Source organism: Mesorhizobium sp. INR15 (assembly GCF_015500075.1).
GTDB lineage: Bacteria > Pseudomonadota > Alphaproteobacteria > Rhizobiales > Rhizobiaceae > Mesorhizobium.
Genome location: NZ_CP045496.1, coordinates 286,552 through 312,474, shown reverse-complemented (window position 1 = coordinate 312,474; position 25,923 = coordinate 286,552). Strand labels below are relative to the sequence as shown.

24 protein-coding genes are annotated in these 25,923 nt (G+C 62.6%); 13 read left to right on the top strand and 11 right to left on the bottom strand.

Annotated features, from left to right (window positions below):
- Positions 1-19 precede the first annotated feature (19 nt).
- The 8 genes from GA829_RS01425 to GA829_RS01390 all read left to right on the top strand — a co-directional run bounded on the left by GA829_RS01425 (position 20) and on the right by GA829_RS01390 (position 6,678).
- Positions 20-1,093 carry an LLM class flavin-dependent oxidoreductase gene (locus GA829_RS01425; RefSeq protein WP_195176819.1) on the top strand — a complete coding sequence of 358 codons (1,074 nt, stop codon included), beginning with the start codon at positions 20-22 and terminating at the stop codon, positions 1,091-1,093.
- A complete protein-coding gene (locus GA829_RS01420) occupies positions 1,093-1,923 on the top strand; it encodes an alpha/beta fold hydrolase (RefSeq protein ID WP_195176818.1) in 831 nt (276 codons plus the stop codon). The genes GA829_RS01425 and GA829_RS01420 overlap by 1 nt, the downstream gene beginning before the upstream one ends.
- Complete coding sequence (locus tag GA829_RS01415; RefSeq protein ID WP_195176817.1) at positions 1,916-2,302, top strand: carboxymuconolactone decarboxylase family protein; 387 nt, start codon at positions 1,916-1,918, stop codon at positions 2,300-2,302. Before GA829_RS01420 ends, GA829_RS01415 begins: the two co-directional genes overlap by 8 nt.
- A gap of 242 nt (positions 2,303-2,544) precedes the next feature.
- Complete coding sequence (locus tag GA829_RS01410; protein WP_195176816.1) at positions 2,545-3,372, top strand: transporter substrate-binding domain-containing protein; 828 nt, start codon at positions 2,545-2,547, stop codon at positions 3,370-3,372.
- Positions 3,373-3,443: 71 nt separating this feature from the next.
- Positions 3,444-4,418, top strand: a complete 975-nt coding sequence (locus GA829_RS01405) for an amino acid ABC transporter permease (protein ID WP_195176815.1) — start codon at positions 3,444-3,446, stop codon at positions 4,416-4,418.
- Positions 4,415-5,158, top strand: a complete 744-nt coding sequence (locus tag GA829_RS01400; RefSeq protein WP_195176814.1) for an amino acid ABC transporter ATP-binding protein — start codon at positions 4,415-4,417, stop codon at positions 5,156-5,158. The genes GA829_RS01405 and GA829_RS01400 overlap by 4 nt, the downstream gene beginning before the upstream one ends.
- A gap of 189 nt (positions 5,159-5,347) precedes the next feature.
- A complete protein-coding gene (locus GA829_RS01395; RefSeq protein ID WP_195176813.1) occupies positions 5,348-6,043 on the top strand; it encodes a fumarylacetoacetate hydrolase family protein in 696 nt (231 codons plus the stop codon).
- 149 nt (positions 6,044-6,192) lie between these two features.
- Positions 6,193-6,678 carry a hypothetical protein gene (locus GA829_RS01390; RefSeq protein ID WP_195176812.1) on the top strand — a complete coding sequence of 162 codons (486 nt, stop codon included), beginning with the start codon at positions 6,193-6,195 and terminating at the stop codon, positions 6,676-6,678.
- A gap of 17 nt (positions 6,679-6,695) precedes the next feature.
- Here GA829_RS01390 and GA829_RS01385 read toward each other — a convergent pair whose 3' ends face one another.
- The 5 genes from GA829_RS01385 to GA829_RS01365 all read right to left on the bottom strand — a co-directional run bounded on the left by GA829_RS01385 (position 6,696) and on the right by GA829_RS01365 (position 12,602).
- The gene (locus tag GA829_RS01385; protein WP_195176811.1) at positions 6,696-7,226 is read right to left on the bottom strand and encodes an aminomethyltransferase family protein; all 531 of its coding nucleotides are present in this window, start codon (positions 7,224-7,226) and stop codon (positions 6,696-6,698) included.
- Positions 7,219-10,098, bottom strand: a complete 2,880-nt coding sequence (locus GA829_RS01380) for a sarcosine oxidase subunit alpha family protein (protein ID WP_195176810.1) — start codon at positions 10,096-10,098, stop codon at positions 7,219-7,221. The genes GA829_RS01385 and GA829_RS01380 overlap by 8 nt, the downstream gene beginning before the upstream one ends.
- A complete protein-coding gene (locus GA829_RS01375) occupies positions 10,095-10,361 on the bottom strand; it encodes a sarcosine oxidase subunit delta family protein (RefSeq protein WP_195176809.1) in 267 nt (88 codons plus the stop codon). The genes GA829_RS01380 and GA829_RS01375 overlap by 4 nt, the downstream gene beginning before the upstream one ends.
- Before the next feature lie 68 nt (positions 10,362-10,429).
- Entirely contained in the window at positions 10,430-11,683 is a 1,254-nt protein-coding gene (locus GA829_RS01370; protein ID WP_195176808.1) for a sarcosine oxidase subunit beta family protein, read from the bottom strand.
- Positions 11,684-11,942: 259 nt separating this feature from the next.
- A complete protein-coding gene (locus GA829_RS01365) occupies positions 11,943-12,602 on the bottom strand; it encodes a TetR/AcrR family transcriptional regulator (RefSeq protein WP_195179477.1) in 660 nt (219 codons plus the stop codon).
- A 252-nt stretch (positions 12,603-12,854) separates the two neighbouring features.
- Between GA829_RS01365 and GA829_RS01360 the strand changes: the two genes are divergently transcribed.
- The 5 genes from GA829_RS01360 to GA829_RS01340 all read left to right on the top strand — a co-directional run bounded on the left by GA829_RS01360 (position 12,855) and on the right by GA829_RS01340 (position 17,864).
- Positions 12,855-14,294, top strand: coding sequence for an aldehyde dehydrogenase family protein (locus GA829_RS01360; RefSeq protein WP_195176807.1), 1,440 nt, complete (start codon positions 12,855-12,857; stop codon positions 14,292-14,294).
- 50 nt (positions 14,295-14,344) lie between these two features.
- On the top strand, positions 14,345-14,926 hold the full coding sequence (locus GA829_RS01355) for a DUF1349 domain-containing protein (RefSeq protein ID WP_195176806.1): 582 nt from the start codon (positions 14,345-14,347) through the stop codon (positions 14,924-14,926).
- A gap of 216 nt (positions 14,927-15,142) precedes the next feature.
- The gene (locus GA829_RS01350) at positions 15,143-16,039 is read left to right on the top strand and encodes a dihydrodipicolinate synthase family protein (protein ID WP_195176805.1); all 897 of its coding nucleotides are present in this window, start codon (positions 15,143-15,145) and stop codon (positions 16,037-16,039) included.
- A 14-nt stretch (positions 16,040-16,053) separates the two neighbouring features.
- Positions 16,054-16,737, top strand: a complete 684-nt coding sequence (locus tag GA829_RS01345; protein ID WP_195176804.1) for a GntR family transcriptional regulator — start codon at positions 16,054-16,056, stop codon at positions 16,735-16,737.
- Complete coding sequence (locus tag GA829_RS01340; protein WP_258052083.1) at positions 16,737-17,864, top strand: glycosyltransferase family 10 fucosyltransferase; 1,128 nt, start codon at positions 16,737-16,739, stop codon at positions 17,862-17,864. Before GA829_RS01345 ends, GA829_RS01340 begins: the two co-directional genes overlap by 1 nt.
- Positions 17,865-17,973: 109 nt before the next feature.
- Here GA829_RS01340 and GA829_RS01335 read toward each other — a convergent pair whose 3' ends face one another.
- The 6 genes from GA829_RS01335 to GA829_RS01310 form a co-directional block, all read right to left on the bottom strand.
- Positions 17,974-19,542, bottom strand: coding sequence for a glycosyltransferase (locus tag GA829_RS01335; protein WP_195176803.1), 1,569 nt, complete (start codon positions 19,540-19,542; stop codon positions 17,974-17,976).
- A gap of 39 nt (positions 19,543-19,581) precedes the next feature.
- Positions 19,582-20,823, bottom strand: coding sequence for a glycosyltransferase family 4 protein (locus GA829_RS01330; protein WP_195176802.1), 1,242 nt, complete (start codon positions 20,821-20,823; stop codon positions 19,582-19,584).
- A gap of 178 nt (positions 20,824-21,001) precedes the next feature.
- Complete coding sequence (locus tag GA829_RS01325) at positions 21,002-22,531, bottom strand: mercuric reductase (protein ID WP_195176801.1); 1,530 nt, start codon at positions 22,529-22,531, stop codon at positions 21,002-21,004.
- Positions 22,521-23,870 carry a glucoamylase family protein gene (locus GA829_RS01320; protein ID WP_195176800.1) on the bottom strand — a complete coding sequence of 450 codons (1,350 nt, stop codon included), beginning with the start codon at positions 23,868-23,870 and terminating at the stop codon, positions 22,521-22,523. The genes GA829_RS01325 and GA829_RS01320 overlap by 11 nt, the downstream gene beginning before the upstream one ends.
- A complete protein-coding gene (locus GA829_RS01315; protein ID WP_195176799.1) occupies positions 23,863-25,308 on the bottom strand; it encodes a GH39 family glycosyl hydrolase in 1,446 nt (481 codons plus the stop codon). Before GA829_RS01315 ends, GA829_RS01320 begins: the two co-directional genes overlap by 8 nt.
- A gap of 115 nt (positions 25,309-25,423) precedes the next feature.
- Positions 25,424-25,864 (bottom strand): IclR family transcriptional regulator domain-containing protein, encoded by a 441-nt coding sequence (locus tag GA829_RS01310; RefSeq protein WP_258052082.1) that lies wholly within the window; start codon positions 25,862-25,864, stop codon positions 25,424-25,426.
- Positions 25,865-25,923 lie beyond the last annotated feature (59 nt).

Below are 25,923 nucleotides of genomic sequence, written 5' to 3'. Positions count from 1 at the left end.
AGACGCCTAGCGAGGAAACATGAAATTCGCCGTTTCGCTGACCATGGAGCGCTTTTCGCCAGACACGCCAATGTCGGCGGTGAAGGGCAATCTTCTCGAACTGGCCCGCATGGCCGATGAGGGCGGGTTCGAAACATTGTGGACCGCCGAGCACCACACGATCGAATGCACCATCTCGCCAAACCCGCTGATGACGCTGACATGGCTTGCCCAGCACACGCAACAGATCCGGTTGGGAACCTCGACGCTGGTCGCGCCCTACTGGAGCCCGATCCGGCTCGCCGGTGAAGCAGCGCTTTGCGACCACCTGACTGGCGGACGGCTGGAGTTCGGCATTGCCCGTGGCTCCTACCAGTATGAGTTCGACCGCATGGCCGGCGGCATGCCGCAGCAGGAAGGCGTCGCCTATCTCAAGGAACTGGTGCCGGCAGTGAGGAAATTATGGGCCGGCGACTATGCTCATGACGGCCACTACTGGAAGTTCCCGATGGCGACGTCGGTGCCGAAACCGTTGCAGCAGCCGCATCCGCCAATCTGGGTGGCAGCGCGTGACCCCGGCACGTTCGACTGGGCGATCGCCGCCGGCGCCAACATCCTGTCGACGCCGCTCTCCGCTCCGGCGGCCGAGATCGCGGTGCTGGGCGAGAAGTTCCGCGCGGCGGTCGCCAATCATCCCGAGGTGCCACGCCCGCGCTTCATGATGCAGCGCCGCACTTGCATCTATGAGCGCGCCGACGACTGGCAGGTCGCTGTGCGCCACAGCAGCGACTATGGCCGCATGTTCGAGAACTTGTTCCAGAACATCGGTACGGTGGCGAATGGCTTTCCCGAGGCGGTCTCCTACGAAAGCGTCAAGGGCAAGGACAATTACAACCCGGAAAACATTCGCCGCAACCTGATGTTCGGCACGCCCGACGAGATCATCGAGAAGCTGGAGGACTACGAGGCCGCCGGTGTCGACCAGTATTGCCTCGGCCTGACCTTCAACCTGCCATTCGCCCTGCAGGCGAGGACACTGAAACTGTTCGTCGACGAGGTGATGCCACATTTCGCCGCCCGCGAACGTGATCGGCGTGCGGCTGCCGGGCACTGATGGCTGTGGAAAATCGGCTGTTCAACACGGGCGAGGTGACGCTCAATTACCGGGTCGATGGCTCTGGTGCGGAGCCGCTCGTCTGTATCCATGGCGTCGGTTCGTATCTGGAGGCCTGGAGTGGCGTCGTCAGCCGGCTTGCGGACCGCTTCACCGTGCTCACGTTCGACCTGCGTGGTCATGGCCATTCGAGCCGCATCGGCGGCCGCTACGAGATCGATGATTTCGTCACCGAGGCGCTGGCTCTCGCCGATCATGCCGGGTTCGGGACGTTTCATCTCGCCGGCTTCTCGCTGGGCGGACTGATTGCCCAGCGTCTTGCATTGACTCATGCGGAGCGGCTGAGAAAACTGGTTTTGCTGTCGACGGTCGCCGGCCGCACACCGCAGGAACGTCAGGCCGTGCTTGGTCGCCTCGCCGCACTGATGGCGAACGAGCCGGGCACGCATCATGCCCAATCCCTGTCGCGCTGGCTGACCGAGGCGTTTCAGGAGCAGAATCCTGAGGTGATCGCCCGGTTGCGCGGCAGGGACGCCGAAAACGATCCCAGATGCTACGCGGCGGCCTATCGTGTCCTGGCCGAAACGGATTTCGGCGGCATCCTGGACCAGATCCGCGCGCCGACGCTGGTTGTCACCGGCGCCGATGATCTCGGCTCCAGCCCCCGCATGGCGCATCATATGCACGAGCACATCCCGGGTTCGAAACTGGCGATCCTGCCAGGGCTGCGCCACTCCATCCTCATCGAGGCACCGGCGCTGGTCGCCGGATTGATGTCGGACTTCCTCGACGACAATGCGCCAAAGCGAGAGACATCCAGCCATGGATAGCAAGTTGCGCTCCGCCGGGGAGCACGTCCGCCGCACAGTCCTTGGCGACAATTATGTCGATCGGGCGCGGGATAATGCCGACGACTTCTCACGTCCGTTCCAGGATATCCTCAACGAATATTGCTGGGGCATGTGCTGGACGGACGAGGCACTCGATCTCAAGCAGCGCAGTCTGCTCAATCTGGGCATGCTGGCAGCACTTGGCCGGATGCATGAATTTGGCGTGCATGTTCGTGGCGCCGTCCGAAACGGACTGAGCGAAAGCGAGCTTCGCGCCGCCCTGATCCAGATCTCGGTCTATTGCGGCATTCCCGCCGGCGTCGAAAGCTTTCGCGTCGCCAGCGCCGTGCTCAATGAAACAAAGGCAGAAGGCCAATGATCGCATTGGTTCGCGGCCTTCCGGCTTCCCATCGTTCCGAGCAAGCGGCGGCGGAAACGTCCTCCGTGTCACCGGAAGACGCGGGCAGCCGGCTTGCTGCTAAATGGCCAACAATTGGGACTATCACGCGGACAAACAGGCAGTTGGGAGGCCGGTGTCCGGCGCGATGAAGAGGTTGCGGAGCCGTCGCCGGTAAGGGGCGTCGCCGTGGGGACTGAACGACAACAAAGGGAACAGACAATATGAAGACGATTCTCAAACTGGCCGCACTGTCGCTGGCGCTTTCGCTGGGCGCCTTGCCGGCCAAGGCCGGGGCTGTGCTTGACCGCGTCAAGGCGGCGGGCGATCTCAAGGTCGCGACCGACGCCAACTGGGCGCCGCAGTCTTTCGTCAATGCCAACAACGAGCTCGATGGTTTCGATGTCGATGTCGCCAAGGACATCGGCAAGCGCATCGGGGTCAAGGTCGAGTTCGTCACCCCCGGCTGGGACATCATCACCGCTGGCAATTGGGTCGGACGCTGGGACATGCATGTCGGCTCGATGACGCCGACGAAGAAGCGCGCCGAGATTTTCGATTTCCCGGCGGTGTATTACTACACGCCGGCGGCAGTCGCCGTTCATAAGGACAGCAAGGCGACCTCGCTTGGCGATCTCGACGGCAAGGTCATCGGCGCCACCACGACCTCTACCTTCGAAGCCTACGCCAAGAAGGACCTGACGCTCGACGCTGCCGGCGCACCGGCCTTCGAGTACAAGCTCAACCCGAAAGAGGTGCATTCCTACGAGAACTCCACCACGGCGTTCGATGATCTGCGCCTCGGTGATGGTGTGCGCGTCGATGCGGTCGTCTCGTCGCTGCCGAGCATCAACGATGCGATCAAGGCCGGCTACCCGATCAAGCAGGTTGGCGATCCGGTGTTCTACGAACCTCTGGCCGTCGCCATCGAACATGGCGACCCGGAATTCTCAGCCAGGATCGCCGATGCCGTGAAAGCGATGAAGGAAGACGGCACGCTCAGCACGCTCTCCAAGAAGTGGTACGGTGTGGACTATTCGGTCACGAAATAATCAAGTCCGCCCGGTGGCCGCGTGAACGGTCGCCGGGCGATTGACCGTCCACAAACCTCGCGGGGCAAGCGATGCTTTATCCGGATACCGTCGAATCCGAGGTACTCGTGCACAAACCCTGGTTTGTCGCGGCGATGTTCGGTGCGATCTTTCTGATCTTCCTCACCTTCAATCTCACCGGCACCAGCTTCGGCGAACTGATGCGCCCGATCATCGGCGAACCGGCCGATAGTGGTCTCTACGGCCGCTTCGCGATCGCCCTGACCATTGCGCTGCTGTTCTCGCTCAACGTCGTGCTGATCGGTTTTGCATCGCTGCGTGTGCAGATCGGTATCGTCTGGCTCGAACTGCTGGTGCTTTTCCTTGCCTTCTTCGCGACCTTCCATCTCAGCCTGCCTTTCATCTGGCAAAAGCTGCCTTTCCTTATTTCGCAGGGTGTCGTCACCACGCTTTATGTGTCGGCGATTTCCATCGTCATCGCTTCGCTGATCGCCATTCTCGGCGCCGTTGCCAAACTGTCGACCAATGGCTTTGCCTATGCCATCGCCAGTTTCTACACCTCGTTCTTTCGCGGTCTGCCGCTGCTGATGCAGGTCTATCTGATCTATCTGGGCCTGCCGCAGTTCGGCTTCGTCGTCGGCGCGGTGCCTGCCGGCATCCTGGCATTGTCGCTGTGCTATGGCGCCTACATGACCGAGATTTTCCGCTCCGGCATCCAGAGCATCGATCGCGGCCAGTGGGAGGCCTCACGCTCGATGGGCTTCGGCTTTTCGCTGACGATGCGCCGCATCATCCTGCCGCAGGCCTTGCCGGTGATCATCCCACCGACCGGGAATCAGTTCATTTCGATGCTCAAGGACAGTTCGCTTGTGTCGGTCATCGGCGTCTGGGAGCTGATGTTCCTGGCCCGCACGCTCGGTCAGAAAACCTTCCAGCACATGGAGATGCTGATCTCCGCCTCGCTCATCTACTGGATGATGTCGATCTGCCTTGAACTCATCCAGTCACGCATCGAACGCCATTATGGCCGGAGCAAGATCCGATGAATGCCGAGCCGATCATCAAGGCCGAGGCGGTCAACAAATGGTATGGTTCCTACCAGGCGCTGAAGGATATCAACCTGACCGTCCACAAGGGCGAGCGCATCGTCATTTGCGGCCCGTCGGGCTCCGGCAAGTCGACGTTGATCCGCTGTTTCAACCGCCTCGAAGCCCATCAGAATGGCGAGATCACGGTGAACGGCGTGCATCTGCATGCACGCATGAAAAACGTCGCCGACGTGCGCAGCAAGGTCGGCATGGTATTCCAGCACTTCAACCTTTTTCCGCACATGACGGTGCTGATGAACTGCATGGCCGGCCCGATGTGGGTCAACGGCGTATCGGCGGAGGAGGCGCGCAAGACCGCGCTCGGTTTCCTTGAGCGGGTGCGCATTCCAGAACAGGCCAACAAATATCCGGTGCAACTCTCGGGCGGCCAGCAGCAGCGCGTCGCGATAGCCCGCAGCCTGTGCATGAAGCCGGCCGTCATGCTGTTCGATGAGCCGACCTCGGCGCTCGACCCGGAAATGGTATCGGAAGTGCTTGATACCATGACGGGACTGGCTCGCGACGGCATGACCATGGTCTGCGTCACGCATGAGATGGGTTTTGCCCGCGCGGTGGCCGACCGGGTGATCTTCATGGATGCCGGCCAGATCGTCGAGGAAGGCAAGCCGGACAGCTTCTTCGCCAATCCGCAGCACAGCCGCACCAAGCTTTTCCTGAGCCAGATCCTCAAGCACTAGCGACCAGCGCGGGCGCACCAGGTCGGTGGCGTCGTTGAAGCCGCTGTCTTGGCACACAATCGTGTTGTGTGGCGACCAATCGCAAATTGGCGACAGATTGGATAGAAGCTGGTGTGCCGGCGGTCTTGACTGCAGGCAACCATGCCCGGCGGCCGCCGAGCTCCCGCGATCGACAGGAAAGCCACCACGATGACCAGCAGGATCTACGCATTTGAACCGGCTGCCATCCCCGCCTTGCCGATCGACGGAACCAAGGAGCTGTTTCCGGTCCGGCGCATCTATTGTGTGGGGCGCAACTACGCGGCTCACGCGGTGGAGATGGGTCACGATCCCAACAAGGAGCCGCCTTTCTTCTTCCAGAAGAGCCCAGGCAACGTCAGCCTTGTCGATGGGAAATTCCCCTATCCGCCGCAGTCCCAGGATGTGCATTTCGAGATCGAGATGGTCGTCGCGCTTGGCAAGGGTGGCCGTGACATCGCGGCTGAAAGCGCGCTTGAGCATGTCTTCGGTTACGCGGTCGGCCTCGACATGACCCGCCGAGACCTGCAGAACGAAGCCAAGGAGCTTCGCCGGCCCTGGGAAGTCTCCAAGGCATTCGAGCATTCAGCGCCTTGCGGGCCGATCCTCCCGGTGGCCGTCGTCGGCCATCCAAACACCGGAACCATCGCCGTCGACGTCAATGGCGAGCGCCGGCAGACCGGTGACCTCAGCCAGATGATCTGGAAGGTGCCTGAAATTATCTCCTACCTGTCCAGGTTCTTTGAACTCGGTGCCGGCGACCTGATTTTCTCGGGTACGCCTGCTGGTGTGGGCAGTGTTTCGCGGGGAGACGTCATGGTCGGCCATGTCGATGGCCTCGGCGACCTTACGGTTGCCGTTGTCTGACGCTGCGTAGCCAGCTGCTCTGGTAGCAGCATCGCTGCCGGGCAGCATTGCACGAAGTTGAAATCCGCAAGATATGCGTCCCGCTTACGCGCAATTTACAACCCTTGGCTAAACCTGTTCCTGACTGATTCGTCCGGGACAGGAACATCATGAGCAGAGCCCTCACATCCTTCGCACTCGTCGCCGTGCTGACCGCCTTGCTCATGGCGCTCAGCCTTGCCGTGGCAAGGCACGGCTATCCCTATGGTGCGATCGGTGTGAGACGGCTCGACGGCATCGCCGATGCCGCGACCTTCATTCCGCTCGCCGCCGTCTATTCCTTCAGTGCACTGCTGATGATGATCCTGCCGATCAGGGCGGCCAGCATCGTGCTGACCAATGCCGCCGATGCGCTCTTCTGGACGGTGATCGTTCTGTTGGCGGCGATCGTCGGTTGTCTCGTCGCCAGATGGGCTTTCGGCCAGAGGGACGCCCTCTGGGCGCTGCTGAACCGGCGGTTCCTGTTTGCCGTGGCGATCATTGGCTGCCATTTCGTCATCAACGAACTTCGCCGCAACGTGCTGCTGCGCAGCCTGTTCTTCGTCGTGTTCGCCGCCGCGACCCTGGCTTGCCTGTTCTGGTCGTTCACGCTCTGAGAGGCTGGGAACCCCGCCTATCCCGCTGACATATTGCCGGCCGCCGTTTCCATCCACGTCCAGAGATAGGCCGCCAGACCGCGATCGACATGGATGCGCAGCCTGTCCTCATGACGATAAACGATGGCGCTGATGCCGGCGAAGGAAAGTGCCGCGCTTGCGCCGGCCTGCCGTGGATCGAGTGTCGTCCCCCGCGCCACAAAAGCGTCGATCGCAGTGCCTTCGGCCTCGAATACGTGCAGTCCGGCGCTGATGGCGGTCACCGCGAAACCTTCCGCGTGCCAGCCCGCCGTGACGGCAAAAGGTGCCGTGGACACCGCAAGCAGCCGGTCGCGGGCCAACCGCGCCGCGTAGCTGTCGCCCTGAACCACGCCAAAGGCGCCGACACCGGCTCCATTCAAGCCGGAAACCCGCGCCCAGGCATCGAGATCGCCGCTGACCAGGATCTGGTTGAGGCCGGTTACGGTTCGTATCGTCAGGCCGGGCGCCTCGATGACGGCCGCCTGCCAGTCCGGTGCGACAGTCCACTTTTCCGCGAGATTACGCATGCAGCCGGTCTCCTGCCGGATCGAAGGCACAGGGTTCCGCGATCGTCGCTTTCCTGACCTTGCCGAGATGCTGGATTTCGATCGTCTCGCCATGGCGTGCGGCGCCGCGCTCGATCAGGCCGAGCGCCACGGCGCGGCCGAGCGTCGGGCTCTGGTAGCTGGACGTGACGAACCCCAGGCTTTTCAGCCTGCCGTCGCGGCGCTCGATGCCATGCGCGCCGGTGGGCAGCGGCGCTTCGCCTTGCGGCACCGTCAGCCCGACAAGCTGCATGCGGTTGTCGCGCGACGCTTCCTCGGTGAACAGCGAGCGGCGGCCGACGAATTCGGTCTTGCGCTTGGCGCGCGGACCATCGACGCCGAGATCATGCGGCAGCGTGGTGCCGTCGGTGTCCTTGCCGATGACGATAAAGCCCTTCTCAGCGCGCAGGATCATCAGTGCCTCAAGGCCGATGACAACCGCATCGAAGACCTGGCCGGCTTTACGCATATGCGCCCACAGCCGTTCGGCGCGATCCGCCCGGATGGAGACTTCATAGCTCCTGTCGCCGGTGAAGCTGACGCGGGCAATACGAACCACATCGCCGGCATAGACGCCATGGCTGACCGCCATATGCGGCAGGTCGGCATCGTCGAGCGACGTGCCGAGATCAACCGCTTCGAGCAGCTTCCTCGCGTTCGGGCCGGAGACGGTCAGCGTCGCCATGTCCGAGGTGGCATTGTGGATATAGATGGCGCTGCGGCCAAAGCGGTCCTGGCGCCATTCCTCCAGCCGCGCGTGCACGGCGGCGACATGCGACGAGGAACATGAGACGACGAAGCGGTGTTCGTCCAGCCGGACCAGAACGCCGTCGTCGAAGACCACGCCGTTTTCCGACAGCATGAAACCATAGCGGCAGCGGCCGGGTTTCAGCGTCGACATGGTGTTGTAGCAGAGGAAATCGACGAATTCGCCCGCTTGCGGTCCGATCACCTCGATCTTGCCAAGCGTCGAGCCATCGAACAGCGCGGCCGATTGGCGGGCACGCCGTGCCTCGTCCTGGATCGACCGTTCCGCGTCGCCGTTGCCATAGTAGGCTGGGCGCAGCCAGCCGCCATATTCCTGGAAGACAGCGCCGCCGGCACGGTGGACATTCTCCAGCGGCAGCCGGCGCACCGGCGCCATCAGTTCGCCGACGCTCGCGCCGGCAAAGCTTGCCAGCGGCACTGGGGTGAATGGCGGACGATAGGTCGTGGTGCCGACTTCGGGAACCGTGCGGCCAGTGATCCCGGCCATCAGCGCCAGGCCCGGCAGATTGGAGGTCTTGCCCTGGTCGGTCGCCATGCCGAGCGTGGTGTAGCGCTTCAGGTGCTCGACCGAGACGATATTCTCGCGTGCCGCCAATTCCACGTCTTTCGCGGTCACGTCATTCTGATAATCGATCCAGATACGCCCTTTCGAGCCCGGCATCGGCCATGCCGGCGAAATACCGGCCGTTGCCTCCGGGCCGGTGCTGCGTGGCGCGGCTGCTTTCGTCGGGCCAAGCGAGGCAACGGCCTTCGCCGAACTGGCGAACACGTCCGACAGCGAGACCGTGCCGGCCGCCGCGCCTGCGACGCTGATGCCGTCAACCGGGTCACCCGGCAGGAAGGCCGCGCGCGCCTCGCTCCAGGCAAGCTTGCCCTTGGCCTGGCCGAACAGATGAATGGTCGGTGTCCAGCCGCCGGAGACCAGCACGCAATCGGCGTTGAGCCGGGTGCCGTCATCGAGGGTCACGCCGTCGACGCGCAACTTGCCGTTGGCGGAAGCGAGGCTGCGTCCCTTGACCAGCCGCACATTGGCCGGTGTCGCGGGCATGCCCTCGCTCCTGATGTCGACAAGCGTGACTTCGGCGCCCACCCGCGAGATGGCCTCCGCCGCCTCGTAGGCACTGTCGTTGTTGGTGGCGACGACAATGCGGCTGCCGACCAGCACGGCATGCCGCTTGAGATAGGAGAGCGCGGCGTCCGCCGACATGATGCCGGGCAGATCATTGTTGGCGAAAGGCAGCGGCCGCTCGATGGCGCCGGTCGCCAGCACGATATGGCGCGGCCTGACCCGCCACAGCGTGTCCGGCCGCCCATCGGGATGACGTTGATTGAGCCCGACCAGATTGTGGTCATAGATGCCGAAGGCGGTCGTCGAGGGCAGGATCAGATGACCTGCCGCTGCAAGTCCCGCGACTGTCTCGTCGACCCAGTTCTTCGCCGGCCCATCGACTTCCCCGTCACGGTGTCCAAGCGAACCGCCCGGCCGGAACTGATCGTCGACAAGCACCACGGATTGGCCGGCGCCCGCCGCCAGCCTGGCTGCCGCCAACCCAGCTGGGCCCGCGCCCACGACGAGCACGTCGCAGTGATGGTTGATCTGGTCGGCGGATCCAGCCGATGTCCAGTCTTTATCAACCTTGCCTAACCCCGCCATGGCACGGATGCGTGGCTCGAACATATGCCAGTCCGGCCACATGAAGGTCTTGTAGTAGAAGGCCGCCGGAATGAAGCGCGAGAAACGATCCATGAAAGCGTTGCGGTCGGCCAGCGCGCTTGGCGAGGCATTGACGCTTTTCGCCTCGAGCCCGTCGCGCGCCGGCTCGGTCGTGGCGCGTGAGTTCGGCGTCGCCGCCGTGCTGCCGCGGATATCGACCAGCGCGTTCGGCTCTTCGACGCCGGCGCCCCAGATGCCGCGTGGCCGGTGGTATTTGAAGCTGCGCCCGACAATCGCGACATCGTTCGCCAGCAATGCCGAGGCGATCGTGTCGCCGGCAAAACCGTGCACGGTCTTACCATCGAAGCTGAAGCGGATCGGGCGGGAGCGGTCGATGACACATCCACCCGTGGCAAGACGCGAAGCGGTCACGCTGCGTGCTCCCCACCAAGAGCAGTCGACGACAGCACCTTGTGGGTGACGGTGTCGCGCTCCATGACGAAGAACTCGCTGCACGTCATATGCACCCAGACCTCGCGTGCCGAGCCTTTAGGGTTGGAGCGCAGATAGAGGTACTCGGCCCAACGCTCGGTCGGCACCTCGGTGCCGTCCGGCCTGGCGTTTCCGGCATCGCCGCCATAGTGGAATTCGGTCTCGTCGCGCGGGCCGCAGAACGGGCAAGGAAAAAGCTGCATGAAAGACTTGTCCTGGTTTTATGCGTGTCGTCGTCCCAAAACCGCTGCGCACTTTTGGGCGACATGCATTAATGCGCGATGCCGGAGCCGGCCGCTTCGTCGATCAGCCGTCCGCTGGCAAAGCGATCAAGGTCGAAGGGGCGGCTGATGTCGTTGTGTTTGCCTGAGGCCAGCAACTGCGCCAGCAGCGTGCCGCCGGCGGGGATGGCCTTGAAGCCGCCCGTGCCCCAGCCGCAATTGAGGAACAGGCCGGGCAAAGGCGATTCACCGATGATCGGCGAGGAGTCCGGTACGACATCGACGATGCCGGCCCATTGCCGCATCAGCTTCAACTGGCCGAAGATCGGGAACATCTCCAGCACGCCGGCAATCACCGTCTCCAGCGTCGGCAGGTTGCCGCGCTGCGCATAGGACGGGATGCGGTCGAGCCCGCCGCCGATGACGATCTCGCCCTTGTCAGACTGGCTGACATAGACGCCGGTGCCCGGCGACAGTACCACCGTGTCGAGGATGGGCTTTACCGGCTCGGAAACGCAGGCCTGCAGCGCATAGGAATTGATAGGCAGCCGGAACCCGGCCTTGGCTGCCAGCACCGAGGAATGCCCGGCCACCGCCATGCCGATGCGGTCGGCACGGATGGCGCCGCGCGAGGTCTGGACGCCCCGGCAGCGGCCGCCCTCGATGATGAAATCGGTGATTTCGCAATTCTGGATGATGTCGACGCCGAGCCGGCTCGCCGCCCTCGCATAGCCCCAGGCAACCGCGTCGTGCCGAGCCGTGCCGGCCCGGCCTTGCCAGATGCCGCCGAAAACGGGAAAGCGCGCATCGGCTGAAAAATTGTAGATCGGCGCGACGCGGCGCACATCGTCGGGCGAAAGCAGTTCGGCGTCGATGCCGTTGATCTGCATGGCGTTGACGGTGCGCGCGCCGATCTCCATTTCGCCGGTGCTGTGGCACAGATTGACCATGCCGCGCTGCGACAGCATGACGTTGTAGTTCAGGTCCTTTGACAGGCCCTCGTACAGCCGGTGCGCCAGCCCGTAGAGCGCTACACTTTCCGGATAGTAGTAGTTGGAGCGCACCACTGTCGTGTTGCGGCCGGTGTTGCCGCCGCCGATCCAGCCCTTTTCCAGCACCGCGACCCGGGTGATGTTGTGGTTCTTGGCCAGGTAATAGGCCGTTGCCAGCCCATGTCCGCCGCCGCCGATGACGATCGCGTCATAGGCTGGCTTTGCCTCGGGCGAACGCCACGCCGGCTTCCAGCCTGTCTGGCCGGCCAGGCCCTCCTTGAAGAGCGATAGAGCGGAGTAGCTTCTGGTCATGGATCGCTGGACCGGCCTGGTTGATGGGAATTGAAGAAGGTCATCGCGTGGTCTTTTGTTCGAATGCCGCGACCACACGCACATCTCTTTCGACGCCGGCGAGGTGGCTTGTCAATCGCGTATCAATGTCGTCGTCACGCTGAAGCGTATTGGCATTGTACATTAATGTCTAGTTTGGGTTGAAACCTCGGGCAAGGCTGCAATCGTTTCATGTCATTGGTCCGGAGCCCGCCATCGGCCTCAAAGGCCGCGGCATTGCCTAGCGGCTGCGCGAAATCGTCTCTTCGACGTAACGCGAAAAGTCCTCAACGTCCTGCACTGATGGCTCCTGGCCGGTAAAGCTGCGCAGATACGACGCGACATGCGGCAAGCGGCTGCTCATCGGCTCGTTGAGCTCAAGGGAATAATAGCCGATCTGCATGAAATAGAGCACGCGCGCCCGTACGAAGGCATCTTCCTGGTCATAGCCATGGCGTAAGAACATGTCGCGGATCGCGTTGACGCGCTGATCGTCGGCCTCGTCGAGAACACGCCTTGTGGCGGGTGAGCGGCGGGCCCAGGCTCTGATCGCGAAATCCAGGCGTGGATCGAAGAGCTTTTCGTCGACCCAGCACTCGAAGATATTCATGACCGCGCGAACCACGGACGGGGCCGGCCGCTCGGCCCGTTCGACGATGAACCGTGTGTTGGTCTGCCGCCAATATTCAAGCAACTGGTCGAGCAGATCCTGCCGGCTCTTGAAATACCAGTAGAAGCTTGAGCGCGACACATCGAGGCTCTGGCCGAGTATCTGCACCCGCACGCGTTCGACGCCATCGGATATCAAGGTCTCAAGCGCGAGCTTGAGCCAGTCTTCGCGTGTGGCCTTGACGTTGCCGGTGACGCCGGCGCGCTGGGTGGGCGATTCCATGGCTGCCATCATCATGACGCATGACATGGCACAGCCGGCAAATCAAGGATGGACATAAGTGTACAGGCGGCGAATGGCTGGCTGAAGCGATACGCTGAGCCCTTTCGCCGGCCCAAATCTCAAATCGCACCGACGCGGTGCCATGCCTGCCGCAAGGGGGGCGGCGCGATTGGTCAAGAGCAACCTTTCCCAAAACGCAATTGTCTGTCAAATACAGCCAAACGGCGGCCCCGCCCCGCATCACCAGGGAAAGACAACGATATGACAGCGTTTCGACAGAACCTCATCGACGGCGAATGGGTGGGCGAGGCCGGATCGCGCAACATCAATCCTTCCGACACCGGCGACGTTGTCGGCGAGTATGCCTCCGCCGGACCTGAGCAGGCCGGGCAAGCCATCGCAGCGGCGAAAGCGGCCTTTCCGGCCTGGTCCCGATCCGGCCCGCTGGCGCGCCATGCGGTGTTGAAAAAGGCGTCCGACGAGATCATCGCCCGCAAGGACGAGATCGGCCGCTCGCTGGCGCGTGAGGAAGGCAAGACATTGGCCGAGGGCATCGGCGAGACCCTTCGCGCCGCACAGATATTCGATTTCTTTGCCGGCGAAACATTGCGCTTGTCCGGAGAGATGGTTCCAAGCGTGCGGCCCGGTGTCGGCGTTGAAATCACGCGTGAAGCGGCCGGCGTGGTCGGTATCATCACGCCCTGGAACTTCCCGATCGCCATTCCAGCCTGGAAGATCGCGCCGGCGCTCGCCCATGGCAACACCATCGTCTTCAAGCCGGCCGAACTGGTTCCTGAGAGCGCCTGGACGATTGTCGATATCCTGCACCGCGCCGGATTGCCGAAGGGCGTGCTCAATCTGGTCATGGGCAAGGGCTCGGTGGTCGGCCAGGCTATGCTCGACAGCCCGGACATCAACGCCATCACCTTCACCGGTTCGGTCGGTACCGGCAAGCGCGTGGCGGCGGCGAGTGTCGAACACATGCGCAAGTTCCAGCTCGAAATGGGCGGCAAGAACCCGCTCGTCGTGCTCGACGATGCCGATCTTGGCACGGCTGTCGAGTGCGCGCTCAATGGCGCATTCTTTTCGACCGGCCAGCGTTGCACGGCGTCGTCCCGGCTGATCGTAACGCAGGGCATCCATGACCGCTTTGTCGAGGCGCTCAAGGAGCGCATGGGCAAACTGGTCATCGGTGACGCGCTCGATGCGCGGACCCAGATCGGTCCGGTCGTCGACGCCAGCCAGTTGAAGCAGGATGAGGACTATATCGCCATCGGTGTCAGGGAAGGCGCCACGCTGGCCTTCGGCGGCGAGCGGCTCGACCGCAAGACCCCAGGCTTCTACCTGCAGCCGGCGCTGTTGACCGAGGCCACCAATGCCATGCGTTCCTCGCGCGAGGAGATCTTCGGACCGGTCGCCAGCGTCATCCGCGTCAAGGATTATGACGAGGCCCTGGCCGTTGCCAACGATACGCCTTTCGGCCTGACTTCAGGCATCTGCACGTCGAGCCTCAAGCACGCGACGCATTTCAAGCGCAACTCCGAAGCCGGCATGGTGATGGTCAATCTTCCAACGGCCGGCGTCGATTTCCATGTTCCGTTCGGCGGCCGCAAGGGATCAAGCTTCGGTCCGCGCGAGCAGGGCCGCTATGCCGCCGAATTCTACACCACGGTGAAGACCGCCTATACATTCGCCGGCTGATCGGGCCGGCGATATTCGACGCGTATGGAACCAGTGCGGCGGGCAGAGCGATGACAGTGCAAGACAAGGACCTGACCTGGCTCAACCCGCCGCCTTTTCACTCAGTCGACGGCAATGCCGTCCATGTGCGGACCGGCAAGGAAACTGATTTCTGGCGCGAGACCTTCTACGATTTCTGGCGTGACAATGGTCATTTCCTCTACCGGCCGGTCGAAGGTGACTTCTCCGTCGAAGTCACCGTAAAGGGCGACTATCAGGTGCTTTATGACCAGGCCGGATTGATGATCCGGCTGAGCGAAACCCACTGGATCAAGACCGGTATCGAATACACCGACGGGCTGATGTATTTCTCCGTCGTCGTCACCAACGATGCCTCCGACTGGTCCCTGGCCAATATCCCCGCAAATCCCGACGGCATCAGGATCCGTTTGACCCGTCACGCCGAGACGATCCGCGTCCAGTACCTGAATGCCTCGGACGGTCACTGGAAGCCGGTCCGGCTGGCCTATTTCCCGCCTTCGAAAACCGTCGATGTCGGCATGATGTGCTGCTCGCCGCAGCGCGAGGGTTTTGAGGTCACCTTCACGGATTTTGAGATCGGCCCGCCGATCTCAAGGGAACTGCACGACTGAAGCAGCCGTTTTGCCGCTGAGGGCGCACCCTCCTCAAGCCCCATCTCTTCCTGGCTAGATAGCGCGCCGCCATGGCGCGAGTGCTCGGCCGCGCCAGTGTTCGGTCGTACCCAAGTCGCGACCGCGAGCAGATTTGCTCTGGATTCCATATTTTGCATATTGTAAGATTGGATCCAATATTACGACGGCGACCCAGGGATGAAGGAAGGCACGAGAATGACGCATTGGAAGGGGGTGTTCCCGGCGGTTACGACCAAACTGAGCCATGACGGCTCGGTCGACATCGGCGCGACGCAGGCGAGTATCAATCGCCTGATCGACAATGGCGTTTCCGGCATCATCGTTCTGCCGATGCTGGGTGAGAATGCGTCGCTGCAGCCGCATGAGCGTGAAGCCGTTGTCCGTGCCGCCAGGGACGTTGTTGCCGGACGTGTCCCGCTTCTGTCCGGCCTCGCCGAGATATCGACCGCCAACGCCATCGAGGCTGCCCGCAAATACCAGGATTTTGGCGCCGAGGGCCTGATGGTTTTCCCAAGCCTTGGCTACAAGACCGATCCGCGCGAAACGGCCGAATGGTACAAGGCGATTGCTGGCGCCAGCGACCTGCCGATCATGATCTACAACAATCCGATCGCCTATGGCGTTGATGTCACCCCTGCCATCCTCAAGGTGCTGGCGGATTGCCCGACGATCGTCGCGGTGAAGGAAGAGACCGGCGACGTGCGCCGGGTCACCGACATGTTCATCGAACTGGGTAGCCGTTTCGACATTTTCTGTGGCGTCGACGACCAGATCGTCGAAAGCATGGCGCTTGGCGCCACCGGCTGGGTCTCGGGGATGACCAATGCCTGGCCGAAGGAGTGTGTGCGGATTTTCAACCTGTGCGCGGGCGGCAATTTCGCCAAGGCGCGCGAAATTTACCGCATCATGACGCCGTCCTTTCACCTCGACACGCATGTCAAGCTGGTTCAGTACATCAAGATGGCCGAGCATCTCGTCTACGGCGCGCCGGAATGGACCCGAGCGCCACGCCTGCCGCTGGTCGGCGAGGAACGCGCGCGCGTCACCGCCGTCATCGAGACGGCGATCGAACGGCTCAAGCAGCAGGATTGAACACGGGACGCGCCATGGCCACGACGAACAAGCCGCTGCTGCAACGCCAGACCGTGACGGCGATGGTGGCCGAGTACATCGCTGGCCGGATCATTGCCGGGGACTATCCCGGTGGGCATCAGATACGTCAGGAGGCCATCGCCGCGGAGCTCGGCGTCAGCCGGATTCCGGTGCGCGAGGCGCTTCTGCAACTGGAGGCGGACGGCCTCGTTGTCATCAGGACGCACCGTGGCGCGGTGGTGGCGGAGCTGTCGTCCGACGACGCCATCGACCTGTTCGACGCCAGGATTCAGCTCGAGCCCTTCCTGGCCGAGAAGGCGATCGCGCGCGCATCGGAGGATGACATTGCCACGGTCGAGACATCGATGCGTGCCTATGAGGTCGCCATCAGCCGGGGCGAGGCTCCCAAGGAACTCAGCCGTCTCAACTGGGCGTTTCACACCGCCTTGCTCGAGCCGGCGATGCGGCCACGTTCGATGGCTGTCGTGCGGACGCTCTACAGCTCCGCCGACCGCTATTTGCGCCTGCAGATCGAGCCAGCCAAGGCACAGGCAAAAGCCTTGCGGGAGCATCGGGATCTCTTCGACGCCTATCGCCGCAAGGACGCCGCGCAAACCGCGCGGCTGCTAAGGAAACACATTGCCGACGCGGCCGACGAGATCGTCAGCCAGCTGCGAAAGACCGAAGCCGTCGCCTGATGCCGGTTACTCCCACCGCTCACGGACTCCGGTCCCGTCGAGGCGATAACGGCTCCGATGTGGTGGTTTCAGAGCTCCTGCTGTATGGATCGCCTCTGCGTCGGGCGCTCTTGCCCGTTGGACTAGGTAACTGCCTGTTTATGCCCTCAAACGATCCGCTTATCCTGTTTTACACGTCCTCCTTCGGCAGGCCCGTCGACCTCGCCAAGATGTTGCAAACCGAATTGCCGCTGCAATGGACCAATGACCGCCGGCGTCTCTCCGAGGCCGCGGCGGTAATCTTTCACATTCCGGATTTCCGCGAGATGGGCGACGCCCGCAAATATCCTGGCCAACTCTGGGTAGGCCGGTCGATGGAGAGCAAAGAGAACTACCACCGCATGGCCGATCCTCATTTCATGAGGCATTTTGATGTCACCATGACCTATGAAGCCGGCTCGGATGTCTGGTGGCCCTACCTGCCGGGAGCCGTCTGGTGGGAAAAGACGAGGGCAAGGGCGATCCCGCCGAAAACGCAAACGGCTCCAGTCGCGCTTTTTCAGTCCTCAGGGATCAACCGTAGTGGCCGCGAGGAATTCGCGACGGAGCTTGCCCGCCATATCGGGATTGATTCCTACGGCAGTTTCATGCGCAATCGATCGATAGAAGGGCCTGATCTGGGCGCGGAAACCAAGATTGATACCATCGGCCGCTACAAGTTCTGCCTTGGCCTGGAGAATTCGGTCGCTCCGGACTATGTGACCGAGAAGATGTTCCAGCCGCTAAGCGCCGGCACTATACCCGTCTATCTCGGTGCGCAGAATGTCGATGAATTCGTTCCGCCGAATTCGTACATCAATGCCGCCGACTTCAGCGGTCCAGCGGATCTTGCCGCTTACCTTCACTATCTTGCAGCGACGCCACAGGCGTATGAGGCCTACTTTGCCTGGCGGTCGATGCCATTGCCCGAATCGCTCGCCCTGCGGCTGCAAGGCCTCGACAAATCCTCGGAATACCGTCTGATGGCGCACTTGCATGAACGCCTGAAGGGGTTGCCGAAGCAACCATCTGGCCCGTCATCCTTGCCATTTGGCTATAGCTCTTTTGTACGGGCCCGCCTGCGTCGCTGGCGAAAAGGCCCGAGGTAAGTCTCGCGACCTCCGCATATGGATGTTGCGGCGGCGTCTGCGGCTCGAAACCCATCTGAAGGCCATCCGCCGGGAGCTTGGGCAAGTGGGCCGCCAGCCCCGCCTGTGATCACCATGGGACATGCAGGATTTCGAGTTTGGGCAGTCCGACCGGCCGGATGCCGAGGTCGTTGGCGAGTGCGCCAAAGCCTTCGGTTTCGATAAGGTCGCGATAGGGAATCTCTGGAAATCGAAGACCGCCACGGTGCAGTGCGGCATCGACCAGAAGCATGGTGCCGCCGACCGCATCAAGGCCGATACTGTCGAGATGTCGGACATCGCTGAGATACAGGCGACCTTGCCCACTCGCGGGGGGCTGGTAAAGGCCGCCACGTATGTCGCGATAATAGCGATAGTCTTTAGCGTGCCGGGTCGTGACGAAACTGTTGAGATCAAGGCTGCCTTCGCCGGCAACTTTCAGGCAGTTCGGAACAACGATGCGGTGGCCTGTGCCGATCAGGCGCTTCAGGGAATCCTCGGGGAATCGCCAGACGTCGATATCCATCCACAACGCCCAGTCGTCGGTTGCATCGAGCCCATGATCGATAAGGTGATTGCGTACCTTGGCAATCGCGCCGCGCCTGACGCGCTGCAATCGTGGCCTGGCCCGTTTGGCTCGGTCGATATCAACGCCGACCTGCTTTTGCAGCAGAAGGGCATCACGATATTTGCCGGCTAATGGGAGCGTCGCCGCCCGCAATGTTTCCCAGCTCTCGTCCCGGCTATCGCCTTCGCAGAAAACCAGCTTGATCTTCTCCTTGGGGTAATCGAGGGCTCCGAGGGCCTCCAGGAACGGCTGGATGTGCTGGGCAGCGTCCCGAAGCGGCACCAGGATGGCGACATTCTGGCCCGAAGGCGGCGGGCTCGAGAGTACCGCCTGGTCAACACTTGCTTTCGCCGCCGCTTCATCAAGGTGCTCACCGCGCGTCAGGTGGTGCCATCTCCTGTAGGCGCTGCTCCGGAGCTTGGAACGCCATCCTGCCGCTGGCTCCGGCGTCCACCATGTCCCCGCCCAATGATGAATGGAGAGTGTCGGCCCCCTGGCGTCGTCGTCCCGGTTGCCAGCCGAATCCATCGGCGTGAACAAGGCGGGGGGATGAATGGCGAAAGCGCTCTGATCGCCATACCCGAGCTGCGCGGATGTCAGCACGCAAGGGCCGGTCGCGTCGATCGCCTGCTTGGCATGGACCAGTCCCGGCAACAGGGAGATGAGATGCAGCCAAAACGGATGCTTGGGCGGGCTAGCGATCGTGCCATTGAACAGGAGATAGGGCAGGCCGCGAAACCCGGCCTGAACACGGGCGTGCGAAGCGGGTTCGGTGCTGATCACGATCCGGTCTTGGTTCATGATGGGGTCGAACCGCGCCACGCATTCGCAATCAATATCGGCGTAGACCCCGCCAAAATGATGCAGCAGCAGATAACGTCCCGCGTCGGCGCGCAGCACGCCGCTTGCATAATTGCAAAAGGTCGGCAGAAAATCCGGATAATGCTCGGCCACGAATTCGAGCAGCATCCGGTCGTTCCAGAACATCATGGTCCAGTCTGGATGGTGCCGTCTCCAACTCGCCACATAGTCCTGGAAGCGGGCAGGGACGCTGTCTGTCTTCCAAGTCTGATGCAGGATTGGCGGGATCATGGGCGGCTCATGGATTGGCGGCGGGACGAGGCACAGCAGTCATTTGCCGGCACCGTCCGGCCCAAGTCCACTGCGAATGGCGCTTCGAACGGCTAGCGGTCCGAACCTGGACCACACGGCTTCGTGGCCGCGCGCGCGCTGCCGGGCCATGCGTTCGGGGTCCATGCAGAGCTCGATCGCCAGGTCGGCGAGCCGTTCGTCCGAATCCGACAGCAGCACCTCTTGTTCCAGGTCCAGGCCCTCGACCGCCAAAGGCGTCGCAACCACCGGAACGCCCCACGCCATGGCTTCGAGAACCTTGATGCGCGTGCCGCCGCCAGCCGCAAGCGGCACGATGCTGAGATGCGCGGCGGACAGCAGCGGCGCCAGGTCGCCAGGATTCTCGACCAGTTCGACGCCGGGCAGCGTGGCAAGCCCTATCACTGCCGGTTTGGGGTATCGCCCGGCAAGAACCAGTTTCGCATCCGGCAATTTCCGCCGGATACGGGGCAATATGACGCTGGCCAACCGCTGGGCAGCATCGATGTTTGGGCCGTAACCAAGGTGGCCGACAAAGAGGATGATCGGGAAACCGCCGGCCGCCGCCGGCTTTACCGGCAGTTCCATTGGAATGCTCTCGGCACGGGGGATGCCATTCGGGATAATATCGATCGGCACCGCGCGCCGGGACAGAGCTTTCAGCCTGTCATGATCCCGGCGCGAACAGACCCAGACCCTGTCGACAACGGCAATCGCGTTTCTCTCAAGCCGCCTGAGACCGAGGCCGGCGGCGATCATGGCGGCTGTCGATTGCGCCTTGTCGGCGCTGTGCGGCTGCCCTGCCAGATCGGATTCGACATTGTGCATGTCAAGGATGAGCTGTTTCGCCAACGGCCGTAAAGGCCGAAGCAGTTTGAACAGGCCTATGCCTTCGATGACGATGGTGTCCGGACGAAATTCGCGGACAAGCGTCTTGAGGCGCGCCAGGGCGGAACGCGAGATCCGGTTCTCGGCCCGAAGACGCCACCACCCGACTGAAGCCGAGCCGTCCTCTCCGGCGATCGACAGGGCCCCGGTGCGGATCATGGGATCGGATGGACGTGGTGGACTCGCCTGTGGCTGAACCGACACGAGGCAGACCGGACCAAGTGCCGCCGCGCCCGCCGCGTTGCCGTAATTTCTCAGGTCCGCCCCGGACGCGGGTGGAAAGGCCGGATCATGAGATACGACCAGCGTGCGCCACTCGGACTTGGGGGGTGGTCTGGCGTCGGCGACGTCCAGTTGTGTGCCCACGAAACTCATTGCCCTCCGGAGGCAGCAAGTTTCCCCGGGCAGCCGCAACTCCGCGCCGGGTTTATGCCTGTGTATTCCGGTCTTGGACGAGGCTGCATTCAGGAGTTTTCCAAGGCTCTCATATTCACTTCAACTTGTTTAGCTGAACGGCGCTCTCGTCAAGCGCTGATGCCTGTTTTCGCGGAGATCATCGCCGCGACCAAGCCAGCCAGCGATCGGCCAGCCGCTTGCGCAGCGGCGTCAGCCTTGCCTGTCGGTAGGCGTCCGCAGCCATCTTGATGCCTGCCGCCTGCGTTGGGAAAGGATGGATGACATCGGCCAGTGCGCTCAATCCCATGCCCGAGGCGATGGCGAGCGAGACGGCATTGATCATTTCACCGGCATGGCTGGCAACCACCGTCGCGCCGAGGATGCGGTCGGATCCTTCCTTGACGTGGATCTTGACGAACCCCTCCTCCTCGCCATCCATCACCGCGCGGGCGACATCGTGCATCAGTATCGTATAGGTCTTGACCGGTACGGCGTTCTTGCGCGCCTCGGCGGGATAAAGGCCAACGTGAGCGATCTCCGGATCCGTGTAAGTGCACCACGGAACCACCAGTTCGCTCAGCTTTTTTCGTCCACGAAACAAGGCGTTCCGCACCACGATGCGGGCGCTGGCCTCCGCCGTATGGGTGAATTTGTGCTCCAAGCAGACATCGCCCGCGGCATAGATCAGATCATTGGTCGTCCTGAGATGGTCGTCCACCTTGATGCCAGCGGCATCATAGGCGACTCCGGCGAGTTCCAGATCGAGACCGTCGACATTTGCCGAACGGCCGATGCCGGTGAGGATTTCGTCGACGGCGACTGTCGTCGTCTCGTCATCCCGGACCATGTCGGCAAACTTCTTGCCGTCCTTCGTCCGCACCGCCACCACTTCCGTGTTCAGGCGCACCTCGACGCCTTCGCGCGCCAGGGCGTCCGAGAGGATCTGGGCGGCATCGCGCTCCTCGCCCGGCAGGAACATCGGCTCTCTCTGTGCGAGGACGACCTTGGCGCCCAGCAGGCAAAACGCCTGCGCCGCCTCGCAACCGAGCGGTCCGCCGCCGATGACCAGCAGTCGTTCGGGGCAAGCGACGAGGTCGAACATGTTCTCGTTGCTGAGATAGCCGGCTTCCACCAGGCCGGGGATCGAAGGCAGGTTGGGGCGGGCACCCGTGGCGATCATCGCCTTCTTGAAACGCAGGATCTTTCCCGCGACCGCGATGGTGTCGCGGCTGGCAAAACGCGCTTCGCCGAAATAGAGGTCGATGCCGCCGGAGGCGACGGCTTCGGCGGCGTCGGCATGGCTGATGCGCTGCCGGATTTGACGCATCCTTGTCATCGCGCGCTGAAAGTCGACGCGCAGGTTTTTGGGCGTGTCACCGCCGAACTGCTCGGCATCGCGCATGTCGGCATAGAGCCTGGATGTACGGATGAGTGCCTTTGACGGAATGCAGCCGACATTGACGCAGGCGCCTCCGATCAGGCCGCGTTCGACCAGCGCCACTTTGGCGCCGAGACTTGCTGCCTCACGCGCGGCCGTGAGACCGGCCGGCCCGGCCCCGATAACCACCAGATTGTAGGGACCGTCCGGCTCCGGGTTTCGCCAGTGTGGCGGATGCGCGCCGCGGATCAACTCCGCGTCGTTGCGGTCGACCGGGAAGGCAGCGGCCTTGGTCCGCTCATGCGACATCGCGGCCGCCTTTCGAGGGACCGGCCGGTTGCTCCAGCCAACCGCCTGTGAACCCGGCCTTTTGCAGGCCGCGCCGCATATGTTGACTTGAACGCATCAGGTCCCAGATCAGGCGCGAGCGGTGGTTCTCGATCATCATGACGACGATACCTTGGTCCAGACCGTAATGCCCCTCCGACACCCAGCCATCCCGCCCGAATTTTCGCCGGTTCGCCAGTGTCGGATTGAAGCCGCTCGGCAGCCGGAAATTGTCGATCACTTCGGGATAGCGTTCACCCAGATGGCGCAGCGCGGACAGGCAGATGTCAGGGGCGAAGGGCAGCGACGCCGGATAGGACCAGGGCGCGATCGTTCCGTCATCTGGCCCGAAGGGCGCGCCCCTCGCGGCGTAGCCCGAAAACCTGTGCCGTCGCCGCTCTACACTGGTGCGGAACCCGCCGGGGCCATCACCCGCCGAAAGACCCCAGAAATTTTCGCTGTAGCCCACATAGCCATAGGGGTTACGCCGCGCATATTCCCGGTGAAGGTAGGTGGAGCGCCGGCTGTTTTCGAAATAGTCCGAGTCCTTCTCGCGCATGAAGGCATCGCGGATCCCTTCGAGATCGAGCCAGGCATGTGAGAACTGATGCATGAACAGCGGGCCGCCATAGAGCACGTCGTAGCCGTAGATATTTTCCCACTGATAGGTCGCTGTCCAACCGGCGTAGCTATCGTCCGAGGTCGGGCTGTCGGGCGAGGCCATCGACAGCACGTAGAGGATCGTCGCCTCGTTGTAGCCCTCCCAGCCATAGTGCAGAAAGCCGCTTTTCGGCTTCCAGCCCTGACGCAACGTGGGGCTGCTGCCTTGCGCCCAGCGCCAGTCGACGCGCCGATAGAGCGCCTCGGACAGTTCGCGGATTTCGGCGTCTTCCTCCGTGTCCTGCGAGAAATAGGCGCCAGCCACCAGCACGCCGGCAATCAGCAGCGCCGTGTCGACCATCGACAATTCGCAGCGCCAGACGCGAAGGCCTGTCCGCATGTCGAGGAAATGGTAGTAGAAACCCTTATGACCGGTGACCTCGTCGCCGCTGCCTTGCGGACTGGTCCAGAAGAAGCGCAGCGCGGCAAGGGTCAGTTTCGCCGCCGCCGCGCGTGTCATCCAGCCGCGCTCGACGCCGATAGGGTAACAGGACAGTGCAAAGCCGACGACGGCGATGCTGGCCGGCGAATTGGGGCGCGATGTGTCGGCGACCAGACCATTCCGAGGGTTCACGTTTTCCAGGAAATAGCCAAAAGCGGCACGCTGATAGCGGTCCAGAAGGTCATCATCGGACAATGCGGCAGGCTCTGCTCTAGGCAAATGAAGCAAACTCCAGCCTGATGGCCGCTACCCCCAGCGGTGGGACGATCACGTCGAATTCGACAGTGCTGCCGTGCCTGGAGACAGGCTGGCGTTCTTCGCGCATGGCCGAGGCCGCGTGAAGCTGATCGACCATTGCCGGGCTCAGATAGTCGGGACTTCCCATGGTCACCCAGTGCGCCTTGGCATTGGCGTTGAGGGCATCGACGCGGCGGACCGTGGTCATGATGGGCTCCGGGGCATTGCGCAGTTCGACATGCACGGTCTCGTCCTCGATCGGGTGGCGTGGCAGCGCGAAGTTCGACAGAAGAACAGTCACCGAATTGCCATCGCGCAGGCACCAGGTATCGACCGTTGGATGGTTGCTGTCCACGGCCAGGAATTCCGTTCCAAGGCCATGCAGAAGTTCGAAGGCACGATAGGCCGGTTTGGCGACGCCGTGAAGGTTCATCAGGCCAAAGCCGCCGTGAAAGGGCACGGAGGGAAAATAGTTCTCCTCGAAAATATCGGAGAAGGTCCAATAGCTGTAGCCCTGCACCAGGCCTCTCGCTTCCATCACTGTCTTGACGATGAAGGCGGCGGCATAGGGCTCGTCATGCATCGGATCGCGCGGGTTCGAGGAGGTGCACCATTCAGTATAGTAGAGCGGGCGGCCGCCTGCCTGGCCGTGCGCGATCCGTGCCTGGTCGCGCAGCACGCTCCTCGTGCTTTGCGAGAGCTGGGTTTCAGTGTCGTCGCCCGGCTTGCCGAAAGCATCGGTCGGATAGTGGTGGGTGCTGATGAAGTCGGCGGAGAGATCGTTCTGGGTGCAGAAGGTGATGAAATCGCCGATCCAGGCATTGGCGGCCGTCGCTGGGCCGCCAACCCGCAATTGCCTGTCGACGGATTTGATCGCCTTTGCCGTAGCGGCATAAAGCTTGAAATAGTCCCCTTGCCTGCCGCTGCCGAAGGCCTCGAGATTGGGCTCGTTCCAGACCTCGAAGAACCATTGGCGGACTTCTTCCAGGCCGTAGCGGTCGACCCAATGCGAGACGAGCCTTGCGATCAGCGCCGACCATTGGTCATAATCTTTCGGCGCGCTGACATTGGCGCGGTAGCGGAAGATGATCTGGCCGGTCGACGACAGCATCGTCGGCATGAAGCTGAGCTCGACAAAGGGCCGCATGCCGATCGAGAGCAGGAAATCGAAAATCTGGTCGGCGTTGAAGAACGAGTAGAGCGGCTGGTCGTTCTGATCGATGAGCGTGCCCATGTCGTCATCGAGCAACCCGTGAAATCGGACATGGCGAAAACCGAGTTCATCATGCGCGCGCCGCATCCGCGCCTGCCAGTCGGCGCGCAGCGCCAGCGTGGCGTGGCCGCTGCCGACCGTATGTTCCCAGAAATGGGGAAACTCTTCGCCCTGGCTGCCGAGATCGCAGCGAAAGATGACAGCCATGCGCGTTGATCCGGAGGCACTGCACTTCACTGCGGACTATAAGCCTGTCGTGCGCTCTTCGTTGCCTGGTCACGCGGATTTGTAGTTGGCTGTATGCCCGCCCTTGCCGGCCCGGTCAGATTGACGCCGGATTTCCCTCCAACTGGTTGCCCAGCGCTTCGACCATGGCCACCAAAGCAGGGCCGATCTCTGCATGGGCACGTTCCTCTGTGATGATCTCGCCGATGCCGCCGCAAGTGATGGCGACCAGGGGCGAGCCGTCGCGAGGACGGAACGGCACGCCGACCGCGTGGATATAGCTGTGCCAGGCGCCGAAGGAAGTCACGTAGCCGAGCCGCGCATGTTGTACGACGGCATCCTCGATCGCCGCCTTGATCTTTGCCGCGTTCGCCGGCTCCGCTGTCTGCAGCGCTTGCAGAAGCCCGTCGCGTTCTTCGTTCGAGAGGCCCGCCGCATAGGCCAGCCCCATCGAGGTCTTCCAGATCGGCAGGTAGGAGCCCGGGTTCAGCCGCAGCGTGACCAGGCTCTCTGAGCGGCAATTGGCGAGGTAGACCATGTTGAGGCTGTCGCGCGTGCCAAGGGCAACGGCGGCACCGGTGATAAGGGACCAGTCAA

Bases quoted from the DNA above. Each gene is read 5' to 3' on its own strand.
- GA829_RS01425 (WP_195176819.1), top strand. From the start codon at position 20: ATGAAATTCGCCGTTTCGCTGACCATGGAGCGCTTTTCGCCAGACACG.
- GA829_RS01420 (WP_195176818.1), top strand. From the start codon at position 1,093: ATGGCTGTGGAAAATCGGCTGTTCAACACGGGCGAGGTGACGCTCAAT.
- GA829_RS01415 (WP_195176817.1), top strand. From the start codon at position 1,916: ATGGATAGCAAGTTGCGCTCCGCCGGGGAGCACGTCCGCCGCACAGTC.
- GA829_RS01410 (WP_195176816.1), top strand. From the start codon at position 2,545: ATGAAGACGATTCTCAAACTGGCCGCACTGTCGCTGGCGCTTTCGCTG.
- GA829_RS01405 (WP_195176815.1), top strand. From the start codon at position 3,444: ATGCTTTATCCGGATACCGTCGAATCCGAGGTACTCGTGCACAAACCC.
- GA829_RS01400 (WP_195176814.1), top strand. From the start codon at position 4,415: ATGAATGCCGAGCCGATCATCAAGGCCGAGGCGGTCAACAAATGGTAT.
- GA829_RS01395 (WP_195176813.1), top strand. From the start codon at position 5,348: ATGACCAGCAGGATCTACGCATTTGAACCGGCTGCCATCCCCGCCTTG.
- GA829_RS01390 (WP_195176812.1), top strand. From the start codon at position 6,193: ATGAGCAGAGCCCTCACATCCTTCGCACTCGTCGCCGTGCTGACCGCC.
- GA829_RS01385 (WP_195176811.1), bottom strand. From the start codon at position 7,226: ATGCGTAATCTCGCGGAAAAGTGGACTGTCGCACCGGACTGGCAGGCG.
- GA829_RS01375 (WP_195176809.1), bottom strand. From the start codon at position 10,361: ATGCAGCTTTTTCCTTGCCCGTTCTGCGGCCCGCGCGACGAGACCGAA.
- GA829_RS01370 (WP_195176808.1), bottom strand. From the start codon at position 11,683: ATGACCAGAAGCTACTCCGCTCTATCGCTCTTCAAGGAGGGCCTGGCC.
- GA829_RS01365 (WP_195179477.1), bottom strand. From the start codon at position 12,602: ATGGCAGCCATGGAATCGCCCACCCAGCGCGCCGGCGTCACCGGCAAC.
- GA829_RS01360 (WP_195176807.1), top strand. From the start codon at position 12,855: ATGACAGCGTTTCGACAGAACCTCATCGACGGCGAATGGGTGGGCGAG.
- GA829_RS01355 (WP_195176806.1), top strand. From the start codon at position 14,345: ATGACAGTGCAAGACAAGGACCTGACCTGGCTCAACCCGCCGCCTTTT.
- GA829_RS01350 (WP_195176805.1), top strand. From the start codon at position 15,143: ATGACGCATTGGAAGGGGGTGTTCCCGGCGGTTACGACCAAACTGAGC.
- GA829_RS01345 (WP_195176804.1), top strand. From the start codon at position 16,054: ATGGCCACGACGAACAAGCCGCTGCTGCAACGCCAGACCGTGACGGCG.
- GA829_RS01340 (WP_258052083.1), top strand. From the start codon at position 16,737: ATGCCGGTTACTCCCACCGCTCACGGACTCCGGTCCCGTCGAGGCGAT.
- GA829_RS01335 (WP_195176803.1), bottom strand. From the start codon at position 19,542: ATGATCCCGCCAATCCTGCATCAGACTTGGAAGACAGACAGCGTCCCT.
- GA829_RS01330 (WP_195176802.1), bottom strand. From the start codon at position 20,823: ATGAGTTTCGTGGGCACACAACTGGACGTCGCCGACGCCAGACCACCC.
- GA829_RS01325 (WP_195176801.1), bottom strand. From the start codon at position 22,531: ATGTCGCATGAGCGGACCAAGGCCGCTGCCTTCCCGGTCGACCGCAAC.
- GA829_RS01315 (WP_195176799.1), bottom strand. From the start codon at position 25,308: ATGGCTGTCATCTTTCGCTGCGATCTCGGCAGCCAGGGCGAAGAGTTT.
- GA829_RS01310 (WP_258052082.1), bottom strand. From the start codon at position 25,864: ATGGTCTACCTCGCCAATTGCCGCTCAGAGAGCCTGGTCACGCTGCGG.